The sequence below is a fragment of the Nesterenkonia cremea genome (genome assembly GCF_014642675.1).
GTDB lineage: Bacteria > Actinomycetota > Actinomycetes > Actinomycetales > Micrococcaceae > Nesterenkonia > Nesterenkonia cremea.
Genome location: NZ_BMIS01000003.1, coordinates 83,677 through 98,324 on the forward strand (window position 1 = coordinate 83,677; position 14,648 = coordinate 98,324).

Below are 14,648 nucleotides of genomic sequence, written 5' to 3' on the forward strand. Positions count from 1 at the left end.
CTCACTTCTTCTTCGACTTGGGGTCGATGGCGTCACGGACGGCATCACCCATCGCCATGAACGCGAACACGGTCAGGCCCACGAAGATCATGGGGAAGACCACCAGGTAGGTGTGCTGCTGGATGTAGCCCTGCGCCTGGTTCAGCTGCAGGCCCCAGGAGATCGCAGGCAGCTCCAGGCCGACACCCAGGAAGGTCAGGGCGGCCTCGGCGGCGATCATGATGCCCACAAACAGACCTGAGTAGCCGAGCACCGGTCCCAGCGCATTGGGGAGAATGTGCCGGCGCATGATGGTCAGGTGGCCGGCACCCATCGCCCGGGCGGCCATCACGTATTCGGAGTTCACCACGGCCAGCACTGAGGAGCGCATCAGACGCATCTGCGTGGGCCAGGTGAAGATGATCAGCACCAGCGTCACTTCCCACACGCCGCGGGAATCGATGACGTTGAGGAAGACGATCGCACCCAGGATGTAGGGAACAGCGAAGATCATGTCGCCGGCACGGGAGATGACCGTGTCCACGATCTTGCCGAAGTAGCCGGCCAGCAGTCCCAGGATGATGCCGATGAACAGGGTGCCCAGCACCACCACCGCGCCGATGGCGATGGAGTTCCGCGCGCCGTAGATCACGCGGGCGAAGTAGTCGCAGCCCTGGATGTCGGTGCCGAACCAGTGCTCGGCCGAGGGACTCTGACGGCTGCGCACGAGCTGACAGTCGCGCGGGTCGGTACTGGTGAACAGCTGCGGGAACAGCGCCATGGTGATCATCACCACGAGCAGGATGCCGGAGATGATGAACCAGGGGTTCCGGCGCAGCGACCGCCAGGCGTCGGCCCACAGGCTGGCCTCGGCGTCCTTCGCCGCTTCCGGATGGGCTGGGGAGACCGTAGCGTCTCCCTGCTGGAGATTCTGGGAGGTGTTGAGCTCACTCATAGCGGATCCTTGGGTCAAGCAGGCCGTAGATGATGTCGACGATCAGATTGATCACCACGAAGAACAGGACGAAGAGCGTCACGATGCCGACGACCACCGTCCCCTCCTGCGCCTGGATGGAGCTGAACACCTGCTCCCCCAGTCCGGGGAGGTTGAAGATGGTCTCCACCAGGATGGTGCCGCTCATCATGGTGGCCAGATCGGCGCCCATGAAGGTGACCACGGGGATCATCGAATTGCGCATGCCGTGGCGGCCGATCACGCGGCTGCGGGTCAGACCCTTGGCAGTGGCGGTGCGGACATAGTCTGACTGCAGGGCATCGAGCAGCTCGCTGCGCAGCAGACGGGCGATCATCGCCATGGAGACCGCACCCAGTGCGATGGCCGGCAGGATGAAGCTGCGCAGACCCTGTCCGGTGCCGGAGATGGGGAACCAGCCCAGGTTCAGTCCGAAGGTCAGCTGCAGCAGGAAGGCGATGACCAGCACCGGCATGGCCACCACGACCACCGTGGAGACCTGGACCAGGCGGTCCAGGAAGCGGTCTCGGTTGATGGCGGCCAGCGCGCCGGCGATGACGCCGATGATGGCCTGGACCACAAAGGTCACTCCGGCAAGCTGCAGGGTCACGGGCAGGCGCTGGGTGATGATGTCCAGCACCGGACGGCCCTGGAAGGTGGTGCCGAAGTCGAGGGCGGTGAAGACGCCCCACATGTATTTGGCGTACTGGACGATGAACGGATCGTTCAGGTTGTACTGCTCGCGCAGCGACTCCTGGACCGCCTCACTCATGGCACGGTCACCGGCGAGAGCCCTGATCGGATCGCCGGGGATGGCGAAGACCAGGGCGTAGACGATGAGTGTCGAGATGAAGACGACCGGGATGAACTGGAGCAGACGCCGAATGATGTATCGGGTCATTGGAGTCTTGGTGTCCTTGTATGGGTGCGGTGTGGTGCGGGCAACATGATAGGCGGCGGACCTCGGTGAGCCGAAAGGGTCGGTGCGAGGCCCGCCGCCTCATGGTTCATGGAGCGGCCTCAGTCGAGGACTTCGATCCGCTCGAGCTGGGGCAGACCGCGCGGAGTGATCTCCACGCCGTCGATGTTCTCGGACCAGACGACGTTCTGGGACTCGAACCACAACGGGATGACGGGAAGCTCCTCCAGCAGGACCTCCTCCGCCTCCTGGTAGGCCTCCTCGGAGTCCTCCGCGTCGGCGGCGTTGGCCTGGGCGATCAGCTCATCGAACTCCTCGCTGGACCAGCCGGTGTTGTTCCGGGAGGCGGTGGAGGAGTACATGGGCTCCAGGGACTCCTGGGCGCTGGGGTAGGACAGGGTCCAGCCCAGTCGGTAGGGACCCTCGATGTCCTCCTCATCCAGCAGATCCAGGTACTGGGCGAACTCCATGGACTCGAAGTTCACCTCCTCGATCCCCAGGTTCTGATCCCACTGGTTGGTCACGGCCTCGACCCATTCGTCATGGCCGGCTCCCGAGTTGAAGTAGACGGTGAGCTCATCCGGTCCGCCGGCCTGCTCGTAGAGCTCAGCGGCGGCGTCGGGATCGTATTCGCAGAACTCGCAGGCGTCCTCGCGTCCCTCGGGCAGCACCGGCGGCAGGAAGGATCCCGCCGGGGTCAGCGTGCCTTCGAAGAGACCGTCGATGATCTCCTCACGGTCCACCGCCATGGACAGGGCCTGGCGGATCTGCGGGTCCTCGAACTCCTCCTGGTAGGTGGGGATGCCCAGGAAGGTCAGCGTGCCGGTCTCGAAGGACTCCTGCCGGTCGCCGAAGTCGTCCTCCAGCATGGAGATGTTCTCCGGCGGGGCGTTGTAGAGCAGGTCGAGGTTGCCTGCCTGGACCTCCTGGTAGGCGGTGGCCACATCGTTGTAGATCATGTGTTCGATGCGCTCAGCCTCTCCGGGGTTGTCCCCGGGGTAGTCCTCGTAGCGCTCGGTCAGGATCTCCTGGTCGTGCACCCACTCGCCGTCCATCTGGTACCGGCCGTTGCCGATCGGGGCCTGCTCGAAGGCCTCCATATCCTCGAAGGCCGCCTCCGGCAGCGGTGAGAAGCCCACCAGCGAGAGCATGTTCGGCAGCTGGCCGAAGGGCTCGGCCAGCTCGATCTCCAGCGTGTGGTCGTCGAGGGCGCGCACGCCCTCGAGCTCCTCGGCCTCCTCATCGGCGACCTCGTCATAGCCCAGGAAGAACTCATAGTACTCCGCGTTGTTCTGAGCGTTGTCCGGGTCCACAGTCCAGTTGAAGGTGTCCACGAAGTGCTGGGAGGTCAGCTCCTCCCCGTTGTGAAAGGTCCAGTCCTCCCCCAGCTCGAAGGTCCAGGTGACGTTGTCCTCGGACTCCCAGGACTCGGCCACCGCCGGGATCGCCTCATTGGTCTCGTAGTCGATCTCGGTCAGACCGGTGAACAGGGTCTCGAGGACGCCGGCGCCGCAGACCTCTGCCGAGTTGCCCGGGGTCAGGTACTGGGGCTCGCACTGGTAGGTGCTCAGCGTGCCGGCGTCGCCGTCGCCGTCGGGCTCGCCGAGGGCACAGCTGCTGAGCACCAGCGCCGCCGTCAGCGAACCTCCCGCCAGGGCGGTTCTCTTGGTCACGGGCCGCATAGTCGCCTCATCTCGGTTGCGTACTGTCTTCTGCGGTTCGGTGCGGTGCAGGCTCACTCAGCGGTCACCACGACATCCTCGACACGGACAAAGGTGCTCAGGTCCATATCCACGTTCTCCACGCGGTCCGAGTGGACGATGAAGTAGTCCTGGAACCAGAGCGGGATGACCGGCATATCCTCCAGGAGGATGTTCTCGGCGTTCTGGTAGAGCTCATCGGAGTCCTCCAGATCGGCGAAGTTGGCCTCCTGGATGGCCGCGTCGAACTCCTCGGAGCTGTAGTCCGAGTAGTTGGAGTGGGCATCGGTGCTGTAGAGGGGCTCCATCGCGTACTGCGGGCTGGGGTAGGCCAGCAGCCATCCCAGGCGGTAGGGGCCGGTCACGCCCTCAGACTCGTGGAGCTCCAGATAGTGGGCGAACTCCATGGACTCATAGGTGATGTCCTCGATGGGCAGGTGCTGCTGCCACATGTTGCCGATGGCCTCGACGTATTCGTCGTGCCCGGTTCCGGTGTCGGTGTACATGGTCACCGTGGACGGGCCGCCGGCCTCCTCGTAGAGCTCAGCGGCGGCCTCCGGATCGAATTCGCAGAACTCGCAGGCGCCTTCGCGTCCCTGCGGCAGGATGCCGGGAAGGACACCCGACGCCGGGGTCTGGGATCCGTCGAAGAGGCTGTCGTTGATCTCATCGCGGTCGATGGCCATCGACATCGCCCGGCGGACATCCACGTCCTGGTACTCCTCCTGGTACAGCGGGAAGCCCATGTAGATGAAGCGGGAGGTCTCGTTCTGGCTCCAGTTCTCGCCGAAGTCGTCCTCCACCTGGGCGATGCGGTTGGGCGGGACCTCCGGCATGATGTCCAACTCGCCGGAGAGGACGTCCATATAGGCGGTGTCCACATCGGAGTAGGAGACCCACTCGATGCGCTGCGGAGCCCCGGGCTCCTCGCCGCCCCATTCCTCGTAGCGCTCCAGGTCGATGCCGTCGTCCCGGCGCCATTCGCCGTCCATCTGGTACCGGCCGTTGCCGATCGGCGCGGCCTCATAGGCGTCGATGTCTTCGAAGGCCTCCGAGGGCATCGGATAGAAGGAGGTGTAGGTCAGGACCAGGGGCAGCTGGCCGAAGGGCTCGGTGAGCTCGAACTCCAGGGTGTGGTCGTCGAGGGCGCGCACACCCTCCATCTCCTCAGCCTCACCCTGAGAGACATCCTCGTAGCCGAGGAACTTGTCGTGGAAGTTGGCACCGGCCATGGCGTTGTCCGGGTCCACCACCCAGTTGAAGGTGTCCACGAAGTCCTGGGCGGTGACCGGGTCACCGTTGTGGAAGGTGTAGTCCTCGGAGAGTTCGAAGGTCCAGGTGATCTGGTCCTCAGTGTCCCAGGACTCGGCCACACCGGGGATGGCCTCGTAGGTCTCGTTGTCCACCAAGGTCAGGCCGGTGAAGAGCTGCTCCTGCACGCGGGAGCCACAGTTCTCAGTGGTGTTGCCGGGGATCATGTACTGCGGCTCGCAGTTGTAGACAGAGATGGTCCCGCCGTCCTCGGGTGCTTCGCCTGATTCGCCGTCGGCACCGCCGGCGCAGGCCGAGAGCACCAGTGCTGAGGTCATTCCTGCTCCGATGAAGACAGACCTCTTCTTGGGCAGTGTCATAGAGACTCCTTGATGAGGGCAGGCGCAGCAGCACGCAGCGCCTGCGGAGAAAGAAGTGGGAGGAGATATGACAGGGGCACGGCCCCCGCCGTCGAAAAGGCGGGACGGGCCGTGCCCCTGTCAGTGATGTCAGTCCTCGAGGACCACGAGCTGCTCAGCTCGCAGGAAGGTCCTCGGGTCCACGTAGATCGACTCGTTGTGGATGTTCTCACTGTGCACGGAGACGTCGATCCGGAACCACAGCGGCATGATCGGCATGTCCTCCAGGAGGACCTCCTCGGCCTCGATGTAGAGGTCGTCGGCCTCCTCCGGGTCTGCCGCGTTGGCCTCGGCGATCAGCTCGTCGAACTCCTCGCTGGAGTAGTCCGCGTAGTTCGAGGACTGACCGGTGGTGTAGACCGGCTCCATCGCGTACTGCGGGCTCGGGTAGGAGAGCACCCAGCCCATGCGGTAGGGACCGCTGATCTCCTGATTGTCGTGGAGCTCCAGGTACTGGGCGAACTCCAGGGACTCGAAGGTCACGTCCTCGATGCCGAGCGTCTCCTGCCACATGTTGCTGACAGCCTCGACCCAATCGTCGTGGCCGCCGTCGGAGTTGAAGTAGACGGTCAGCTCGTCGGGACCGCCGGCGGCCTCGTAGAGCTCAGCGGCCTCCTCCGGGTTGTGCTGGCAGTACTCGCAGGTGCCCTCGTGGTCCTCGATCAGCATCGGCGGGATGACGCTCTCGGCAGGCTGACGGGCGCCGTCGAAGATCGTCTCGGTGATGGCCTCGCGGTCCACCGCCATGGAGAGCGCCTGACGCACATCCGGATCCTCGAACTCCTCCTGGTACAGCGGGAAGCCGATGTACTCGGAGGAGGAGGTCTCGAAGCCGGTGAAGTGATCGGCGAAGTCGTCCTCCACAGTCGGCAGACGGTTCGGCGGGATCTGATCCAGCACGTCGAGCTCACCGGACTGGACATCCATATAGGCGGTGTCCGGGTCCGAATACATGCGCCATTCGATGCGCTCCGGGATGCCCGGCTCCTCGCCCGGCCAGTCCTCGTAGCGCTCCATGGCGATCTCGACGTCATGCTCCCACTCGCCGTCCATCTGGTAGCGGCCGTTGCCGATCGGGGCCTGCTCGAAGGCGTCAGGATCCTCGAAGGCCTCATCCGGCAGCGGGTAGAAGCCGGTGTAGGAGAGCATCAGCGGCAGGGCCGAGAAAGGCTCGTTGAGCTCGATCTCCAGCGTGTGGTCATCGAGGGCGCGCACACCCTCGAGCTCCTCGGCATCGCCGTCGACGACGTCCTGGTAGCCGAGGATGACGTCGTAGAAGTCCGCGTTCTGCTGAGCGTTGTCCGGGTCCACCACCCAGTTGAAGGTGTCCACGAAGGTCTCGGCGGTGACCGGGTCACCGTTGTGGAAGGTCCAGTCCTCGCCCAGCTCGAAGGTCCAGGTGACCTGGTCGTCGCTGTCCCAGGACTCCGCCACACCGGGGCCGGCCTCGAAGGTCTCGTAGTCCACCACAGTCAGACCGGTGAACAGCTGCTCGAGAACCTTGGAGCCTCCGACCTCGGAGGAGTTGCCCGGCATCAGATACTGCGGCTCCGTGTTGAAGATGCTGACAGTGCCGCCGCCCTCCACTGCCTGCTCTGCCACGTCATCAGCCACGCCCGAGGGGTCGGCGCCACCCTGGATCAGGTGGCTCTCGGAGATGGCTCCCCCGCCCTCAGCTCCGTTGCCGTTGCCTCCGCCGTCTCCGCAGGCGGTCAGGCCGATCGCGCCCACAGCTGTGATCGCCACAGCTGTTGAGCGCCATGTCTTCTTCTCAGCCATATGAGATTTCTCCTCAGAAAGGTGCAAGTGTGGCGCTCGGATTGCCCTGTACCACCGCCGATCCGACGGTGAGTTTCAGCGCGCCTCCAGGCGCCGCAAGATGTGCGAACCATCCTAAGGCTCCGAACTTGAAACGAATGCTTCAGAAACTGCTGGGGGCAGAATCGTTACCAATGCGTGACGTACATCACGAACATGCTCAACAATCCCCCATTGCCGAAAAACTCAATGCGCACGAAACACGACGCCGATCCCTGAGCCGCCGGGAGCAGGTCACCACCGAGCCGGGCTCAGGCCCCACTGCGAGCACCGACCCCATGCTGACCTGGAATCCTGTCCGCCGCCCTAGTCAGCGGCTGTCATAGACATGAAACATGCCTGAAACAAATGATCAGCACCAGTGCGATCAACCAGGTGAAGAGACTTCTCAGGATGCGAGAGAAATAGTCCCTATGTGACGCAGTATTACGTGCTCTGAGCCTGTGAGCGGCGTCCCAGCTCAGGATTCCACGGGTTCCGGAGGCTCCTCGATGGCCGAGACGAAGTAATGGATCCGGCGCGTGGCCTCATCCGGAGGCAGCTTGCCGGAGGTCAGAGCGAACTCGTCGAGCAGCCCGTGCAGCCGTTGCATGAACTCCTCAGCCTGCTCATCGCGCAGGTCCAGCTGGCTGGAGGTGATCACCGGATACAGGGCCTCATCATGCAGATCCGCAGAGCGCGCCCGACGCCGGCGGACCTCCTCGCCCACGCGTTTGCGCAGACCCTCGATATGGGAGGTGACCGAGGGGCTCTCGGACTGACTGCCGGCGTCGAACCCAATGATGCGCAGCGTGAAGGCCACCGCCTGCCAGTACTTATTGCGGCCGTCGCCCTCCTGCTCCACCCGCCGGATGTAGCCGTACTTCTCCAGGGCACGCAGGTGATAGCTCATCGCCGAGGGGGAGATCTCGCAGCGGGCGGCCAGCTCAGTGGCCGTATAGGCCCGGTGGCTTCCATAGAGCTCGTCCAGGGCCTTCTGGCGCGCCTGATGTGCCATCGCACGGATGGCCTGGACATCATCGATGACGACGAACTTGGGCAGTTGATCCACCGGCACGACCGGATGGACCTTCTTCTTCGATTCAGCTGCCAGGGCTCTGCTCCCCTCCGAGTGATCCTGCGGCCGCCGGCGACCCTGCTGCGGCCCGCGTCCCCTCGCCGAGCCTCTCCCGCAGGAAGGTGTACATCAGGGAGGTCATCGTGGCCTTCTGCTCCGGGTTCGCCGCTCCCCCGTGGCCGCCCTCGGTGTTCTCCCAATAGGTGACATCCGCGCCGAGCTCCTCCAGGGCCGCGGCCATCTTGCGGGCATGACCGGGGTGGACCCGGTCGTCCCGGGTGGAGGTGGTCAGCAGCACCGGCGGGTAGTCGGCGTCGGGATCCAGCAGATGATACGGGGAGAAAGTGCGGATGAACTCCCAGTCAGAGGTCTCCGGATCCCCGTACTCAGCGCGCCAAGAGGCTCCGGCCAGCAGCTGGGCGAAGCGCCGCATATCCAGCAGCGGCACCTGGATGACCACCGCTCCGAAGAGCTGCGGGTACTGAGTGAGCATATTGCCGGTGAGCAGCCCGCCGTTGGAGCCGCCCTGGCAGGCCAGCTGCTCAGCGGTGGTCACCCCGCGGGCCACCAGATCGCGCGCGACGGCGGAGAAGTCCTCATAGGCACGGTGACGGTTCTGCTTGAGCGCGGTCTGGTGCCAGCCCGGGCCGTACTCCCCTCCTCCGCGGATGTTTGCCACGGCGTAGACATTGCCCTGCTCCAGCCAGGAGGTGCCGGCGATGTGGTTGTACAGCGGGGTCCAGGAGACTTGGAAGCCGCCGTAGCCGTTGAGCAGCGTGGGCCGCGGCGGCCCGGCCGGATCCTCCAGGATCTCCTGCGGACCCACCAGGAAATAGGGCACCTGGGTGCCGTCCTGGCTGCGTGCGAAGTGCTGCTGGACGCTCAGCCCGGCGGCATCGAAGAGGGCAGGCTCCTGCTTGAGCTGCTCAATCTCCTCGCTCTCCCCAGAGAGCACCGGAGCCAGATCCGCCAGATGCAGCGTGCGCGGGGAGAGCCAGTCCTCACAGGTCACCCAGAGCTCATCACTCTCCTCTGCGTCGACGGCGGCCACCTTCAGACTTCCGGTCAGCCCGGTGAGCACCGCAGAACTGCGCCACTGCCCGTCCTGACGCCAGAACGCCTCCACCCGCTCGAGAACATGCTCCATGACGGTCAGCACGATCATGTTCTGCGTGGCGGTGACCGAAGTCAGCGAGGAGGTCTCTGTGGGGCGGAAGAGCACGCTGAGCTCACCCGTGCCGGCCAGCTCCTCCTCCACCGATCCGACCACCAGGCTGCCCGCGGCGATCTGAAGTCCCCGGTGGGTGAAGTCGGTGCGCGGGTTCAGCAGGACCAGATCCCGGTGGAAGGTGACCCGGACGTCGTCGGGAACCTGCACCTCGGCCCATTCCTCCTGGTGGAGCACATAGGTCTCCGAGGAGAAGAAGCCCAGGGCGCGCACCGCCACATGCCGCTCGAAGCCGGGGGTGTCCGAATACCCCACCCCCACGCTGAGGTCGTCCTCCTCCACGGAGATGACCTGCTCGGCCTGCTCCATCGGGGTGCCGCGCCGCCAGCGGAAGGCGCTGCGCGGATAACCCGAGGTGGTCGCATTGCCCTCAAGGCTGTGGGAGAGATAGACGGTGTCCTCATCGATCCAACTCAGCGTGCCCTTGGACTCCGGGCGGTGGAATCCGCCCTCGGACTCGGGCACGAAGGAACCGGTGAGAAGGTCGAACTCACGGGTGACATCAGCATCTGAGCCGCCCGGAGACAGGTCGATCAGCGCATGGCGCCAGGGCTGTCCCTCCTGCTGGGGGCGCAACAGCTGGGCCCCGTGCCAGACCCAGGTGACACCCTCCTGTGCGGAGAGCTCATCGAGGTCCAACAGGACCTCCCATTCCGGCTCTGGGCTGCGGTAGGACTCCAGCGTGGTCCGGCGCCAGATCCCTTGGGGGTGCTGGTCATCGGTCCAGAAGTTGTAGAGGTGCTCCCCGCGCCGGACCACCTGCGGGATGCGGCCCTCGGCGTCGAGGTTCTCCCGCAGCCGGTCCTTCAGCGTGTGGAACTCCGGGATGAAGAGCCTCTGCTCGGCCCGGGCATTGCGCTCATGGACCCATGCCAGAGCGGACTCGCCGGTGACCTCCTCCAGCCACAGATGGGGATCTTCAGATGAGGTGGATGCGCTCATGCGTGGTTCTCCTGCCCACTCTTCTTCAGCCCGCTCGTCTTCTGTCCGCTCTTCTTCTGCTCAGCATCCGGCTCCTCCTGAAGCGGCTTCAGCCCCAGGGAGGCTGGAAGCTGCTCGGAGGCGGTCTGCGGGTCCGCACCCAGGACGTGTTCGGCCAGGAAGGCTTCGATCACCTGGTACCAGACCACGCTCTGGTGAGGCTTGAGGATCCAATGGTTCTCATCGGGGAAGTACAGGAACCGATGCGGGCTGGACCCGTCCTCCCCCATGGGGAGTCCGGAATCGGCCAGCAGCTCGTACCAGAGCCGCAGCCCCTCGCCGATCGGCACCCGGTAGTCCTCATCCCCGTGGATCACCAGCATAGGCGTGGTGATGTCTCCGACCCAGTGATGCGGGGAGTGCTGCTCCTCCATGGCCGTATCGATCTGGCGGCGCCAGAAGGGCGACATATCAGTGGTGGGCCCAAACTGGTCCAGGGCCCACAGGCTGGCATGGGTGACGATCGCTTTGAAGCGGTCAGTGTGCCCGGCCACCCAGTTGGCCATATAGCCGCCGAAGGATCCGCCCATGGCCGCCGTGCGGGTCTGATCGATGTCCTCCCGGGCCTCGGCGGCATCAGTGATGGCCATCAGATCGGTGAAGGGCTTGTCACCCCAGGAGTTCCAGCCGCGGCGGATGAAGTCCTGGCCGTAGCCGGTGGACAGCGCCGGATCCGGCAGCAGCACCGCATAGCCCTGGGCCACCAGGCGCCACGGCACCCACCGCCAGGACCACGCGTTCCAGGAGTTCAGCGGGCCGCCGTGGATCCACAGCAGCAGCGGAGCGGGGCTCTGCGCCGAGGCTCCCTCGGGCAGGGCCAGCCAGGACCGGATGCGCACGCCGTCCTCGGCCTGGGTCTCGATCTCGGTGAGGCTGCCCGGCACCTGCGGACGGGCCGTGGGATTGCGCAGCAGCGTGGTCTGCCCGCTGCTCAGGTCGATGCGCACGATCTCGCTCGGATAGGCGTAGCTGGAGCGCACACCATAGGCGGTGGCGCCGTCGGGGGCCGCGATGACCTCGGAGAAGGTGGAGTCCTCACCGGTGACCCGCTCGGCCTGCCCCGTGGCCAGGGTGATCCTCCAGACCGGTCCGCGGCCGTCATCGTCGCCCAGGGCCAGCATGGCTGAGGAGTCCGGCAGCCAGCTGGCCGGGCTGAGCCATCGGTCCGCGCCCTCGGCCAGCGGAGTCATCTCCAGGGATTCCAGGTCCAGCAGCTGAAGCACCGGACGCATCGGCTCAGCCGGCACCGGACGCTGAGAGACGGAGATGATCGCGTACTGACCATCCGGGCTGATCGGCCCCGGAGAGAAGTCCTTCTGCGGGTCATCGGCGATGATGCGGCGCTCGCCGGTGGCGGTGTCCACCTGGGCGACGGCGCTGCGCCGCTCGGCCCGGGCCTCCAAGATGGTCTCGCCCATCAGGGCTGTGGTTCCGTCGGGGCTGAGGTGGACCTCTCCGGTGTAGCGGCTGCCGATCCCTGCGCAGATGTTGCGCAGCCTGTGGGCTGTGCTGTTCTGCGCGGCATTCTCCTGCTCGGCGCTGCCCTGTTCCAGCGCGAAGAGGTGCGGCTGGGCTGGGCCCAGGTCATGGTCCCAGTGCCGGATGGGATAGGAGCTGTGCAGGATCGCCTTCACTGAAGTCTCCTGCCGGTGGCGGTGCAGCCGCGCGTGCTGCTCCTCATCGGCGGCTCCGGGCAGCAGCGGCGCGCTGATCAGGACAGTCTCGGCAGACCGGGCACAGGTGATGCCGCCGATCCCGCCCGGACGGCGCAGGATGGGCTCTGCCTCCCCGACGCCGGCGGGCAGCCTCCAGAGTCCGGCCTCCTTGGAGTCATTGTCCTCGACGGCGTCCGGATCCGGGCGGCTGGAGGTGAAGTACAGATGGCCGCTGTGGGCGAAGGCCGGGGCCTGCTCCCCTGTGGTGCTGCGCGTCAGCCGCCGGGGTTCACGCTGACCGGCGGGATCCACCTCCCAGAGGGCGCTGACGTATCCGGTGGCCTTCTCATCCAGGGTGGTCACCGTGGTCACCAGGCGGGTCCCATCCGGGCTCAGCGTCAGGCCGGAGAGCCGGTCATGGGCGACCATGCGGTCCAGGTCGAAGTCCTGCAGTGCGGGTGATTCAGCCACGTCGGTGCGTCCTCTTCTCTCTCTGGGGTCAAGTCTGTGCGGGCGCGCAGCCCAGGAAGGACTGCGGCCTCCCCGCCCTCTCGGTACGGGAGAGCGGAGAGGCCGCAGCGTCACTGGAGGGACGACGCCGGCGCATCCGGTCAGCAGGGCGCTGCGCGCCGGCGTCGGGATCTCAGAGTCTCAGCTCTGAGGGTCGGTGCAGAGGGTCAGCCCGGAGGGTCACTCCTCGGTGTCGTCCTCCTCAGTGCCCTCTTCGGCCTCATCTTCCTCCTCGGTCTCGTCCTCGGCCTCGTCCAGCGGGACGCCTTCCTCATCGACCTCGTCCGGATCGGTCTCCTCGAGCTCGTCCTCGTCCACGCCCGAGTCAGAGCCGTCGTGGCCAGCGTCCTCGAGCCAGCCGACCGTGGTCCAGTCAGTGGTCTCGAAGAGGGCCGGGCCGTAGTTGGCCAGTCCCTCGCGGAAGGCGAAGATCTCCGGGCCGTTGGCGGTGGCCAGGTAGTGGAAGTAGGTGGAGATGGCCTCCTCCTCGATGGCCACTGCCTCGGCGAAGCGCTCCTCGTCATCCTCAGTGGCGAAGTTCTCCTCGATGCGCTGGTCCAGCTCATCGTCGCTCAGGCCGGTGAGGTTGCCCTCCTGGCTGGAGTAGAACTGATTGGTGCCGCTGGTCGGGTCAGCACCGGCCTTGCCATAGCACATGTTGACCATGCCGAAGTCGCGGTTGCCCACCACTTCGCCGAACTGTGCCGAGCCCTGGTTGTCGATGTCCAGGTTGATACCGGCCTCAGCAGCCATGGTCTGAGCCGCTTGGGCCTGCGCCTCGCCGATAGGGTCATCGCCGAAGGTGTTGAAGACCACGCGCAGCTCCTCGCCGTCCTGGCTGCGGTAGTCATCGCCGTCGTTCTCGTAGGTCCAGCCGGCCTCCTCGAGCACCTCACCGGCACCCTCGGGATCGTTGTCCTCCACCGGGTAGACATCCTCATACTCATCCTGGAAGGGCATGAGCAGCCAGCCGCTGGGGGTGTCCTCCTCCCAGTTCACACCCTCGAACTGGACATCGGCGATCTGCTCGCGGTCCAGCGTGCGGAAGATCGCCTCACGCACGGCCACATCGCTCAGGTTCCCGGAGTCCCCGTTGAGCAGGAATCCGCAGGTGGCCATGCGCTGTCCGCGGCGGATGTCATAGCCCTCTTCCGACCAGTCGGTGAGCTCCTCATAGCGAGGCGCGGTGTTGATGCCGACTGAGTCGATCTCACCGTTCTGGAAGGCCGGAATGCTGGCGTTGGTCTCGTACTGGGCGAAGTTGAGGCGTTCCAGGACCGGCTCATCGCCCCACCAGTCCTCATTGGGGACCAGGGAAGCCACATTCGCGGACATATCCAGAGTGTCCACGGTGAAGGGACCGGCACGGTATTCGGGACGCAGATCGTTGACGTAGCCCTCGTTGAAGTCCTCCGCAGTGTCCACCTCCGGGTGGACCAGTGTGCCGTCGCCGCGGCTTCCGCTGTTGAAGATGGTCTGCCAGGGCTGGTACGGCTCCTCCATCGTGATGGTGAAGGACCACTCGTCCTCGCCCATCTCGATGCTCTCGATCTGGTCATAGGCCGTGGTGGCCACCAGGTCGAAGCCCTCTTCGGAGCCGGAGCGGATGTTCACCGTGTGCTCATAGGTGTAGAAATCGATGGGAGTGCCGTCGTTCCAGGTGGCCTCCGGGTTGAGCTCATAGTGCATGGTCTGGGTGCCGTCTTCGAGGATCTCCTGCTCAGCAGAGAGTACGAAGTCCTCGTTGAGGACAAACTCGCCCTCGGGGTCCAGACGCCAGGCGCCGGTGGTGTCGATGGCGCTGACGATGCTGCGCACGGCCTCGCTGTTGCCGGCGTTGGTCATGCCGTTGAAGTTCGGGCCCATATTGGTGACCGGCAGGGTCAGCTGACCACCCTCCTGCAGGTCCTCCACCGAGGCCTCGTTGATGTCATAGACCTCGTCCAGGTCACCGCTGAGCGCGCCCCCTTCGGGGCCGGACCCGCCTCCGTCGCCGTTGCCGCAGGCGGACAGCGCCAGTGTTCCCACGGCCACCACAGCCAGAGCGAGCGTTCCGCGCCGATTCCTCCGATATGCCATGTCAATCTCCTCTGTGCGAGTGCGGAAGCCCATCCTCCGCGCCGGGCGCCCGACGCCGGCCGGCAGCTCGGTCCGGGCG

At 65.5% G+C, this 14,648-nt stretch carries 9 protein-coding genes; all 9 read right to left on the reverse strand.

The window, feature by feature from the left end:
- Position 1: 1 nt before the first annotated feature.
- The 9 genes from IEW85_RS04620 to IEW85_RS04660 all read right to left on the reverse strand — a co-directional run bounded on the left by IEW85_RS04620 (position 2) and on the right by IEW85_RS04660 (position 14,569).
- A complete protein-coding gene (locus tag IEW85_RS04620; RefSeq protein WP_188683170.1) occupies positions 2–934 on the reverse strand; it encodes an ABC transporter permease in 933 nt (310 codons plus the stop codon).
- A complete protein-coding gene (locus IEW85_RS04625; RefSeq protein ID WP_188683172.1) occupies positions 927–1,853 on the reverse strand; it encodes an ABC transporter permease in 927 nt (308 codons plus the stop codon). Before IEW85_RS04625 ends, IEW85_RS04620 begins: the two co-directional genes overlap by 8 nt.
- A 119-nt stretch (positions 1,854–1,972) precedes the next feature.
- A complete protein-coding gene (locus IEW85_RS04630; protein WP_188683174.1) occupies positions 1,973–3,544 on the reverse strand; it encodes a peptide ABC transporter substrate-binding protein in 1,572 nt (523 codons plus the stop codon).
- A 62-nt stretch (positions 3,545–3,606) separates the two neighbouring features.
- The gene (locus IEW85_RS04635; RefSeq protein WP_188683175.1) at positions 3,607–5,202 is read right to left on the reverse strand and encodes a peptide ABC transporter substrate-binding protein; all 1,596 of its coding nucleotides are present in this window, start codon (positions 5,200–5,202) and stop codon (positions 3,607–3,609) included.
- A 129-nt stretch (positions 5,203–5,331) separates the two neighbouring features.
- Entirely contained in the window at positions 5,332–7,020 is a 1,689-nt protein-coding gene (locus tag IEW85_RS04640) for a peptide ABC transporter substrate-binding protein (RefSeq protein WP_188683177.1), read from the reverse strand.
- Between the two features lie 499 nt (positions 7,021–7,519).
- Positions 7,520–8,116, reverse strand: a complete 597-nt coding sequence (locus tag IEW85_RS04645) for an ArsR/SmtB family transcription factor (protein WP_229658795.1) — start codon at positions 8,114–8,116, stop codon at positions 7,520–7,522.
- Between the two features lie 25 nt (positions 8,117–8,141).
- Positions 8,142–10,286 (reverse strand): prolyl oligopeptidase family serine peptidase, encoded by a 2,145-nt coding sequence (locus tag IEW85_RS04650; protein WP_188683181.1) that lies wholly within the window; start codon positions 10,284–10,286, stop codon positions 8,142–8,144.
- The gene (locus tag IEW85_RS04655; protein WP_229658796.1) at positions 10,283–12,451 is read right to left on the reverse strand and encodes a S9 family peptidase; all 2,169 of its coding nucleotides are present in this window, start codon (positions 12,449–12,451) and stop codon (positions 10,283–10,285) included. Before IEW85_RS04655 ends, IEW85_RS04650 begins: the two co-directional genes overlap by 4 nt.
- A gap of 219 nt (positions 12,452–12,670) precedes the next feature.
- Positions 12,671–14,569: an ABC transporter family substrate-binding protein gene (locus IEW85_RS04660; RefSeq protein WP_188683183.1), complete on the reverse strand. Its 1,899-nt coding sequence runs from the start codon at positions 14,567–14,569 to the stop codon at positions 12,671–12,673.
- Positions 14,570–14,648: the final 79 nt, after the last annotated feature.

Coding starts and splice junctions, on each gene's coding strand:
- IEW85_RS04660 (WP_188683183.1), bottom strand. CDS start 14,569: ATGGCATATCGGAGGAATCGGCGCGGAACGCTCGCTCTGGCTGTGGTG.
- IEW85_RS04650 (WP_188683181.1), bottom strand. CDS start 10,286: ATGAGCGCATCCACCTCATCTGAAGATCCCCATCTGTGGCTGGAGGAG.
- IEW85_RS04625 (WP_188683172.1), bottom strand. CDS start 1,853: ATGACCCGATACATCATTCGGCGTCTGCTCCAGTTCATCCCGGTCGTC.
- IEW85_RS04620 (WP_188683170.1), bottom strand. CDS start 934: ATGAGTGAGCTCAACACCTCCCAGAATCTCCAGCAGGGAGACGCTACG.
- IEW85_RS04640 (WP_188683177.1), bottom strand. CDS start 7,020: ATGGCTGAGAAGAAGACATGGCGCTCAACAGCTGTGGCGATCACAGCT.
- IEW85_RS04635 (WP_188683175.1), bottom strand. CDS start 5,202: ATGACACTGCCCAAGAAGAGGTCTGTCTTCATCGGAGCAGGAATGACC.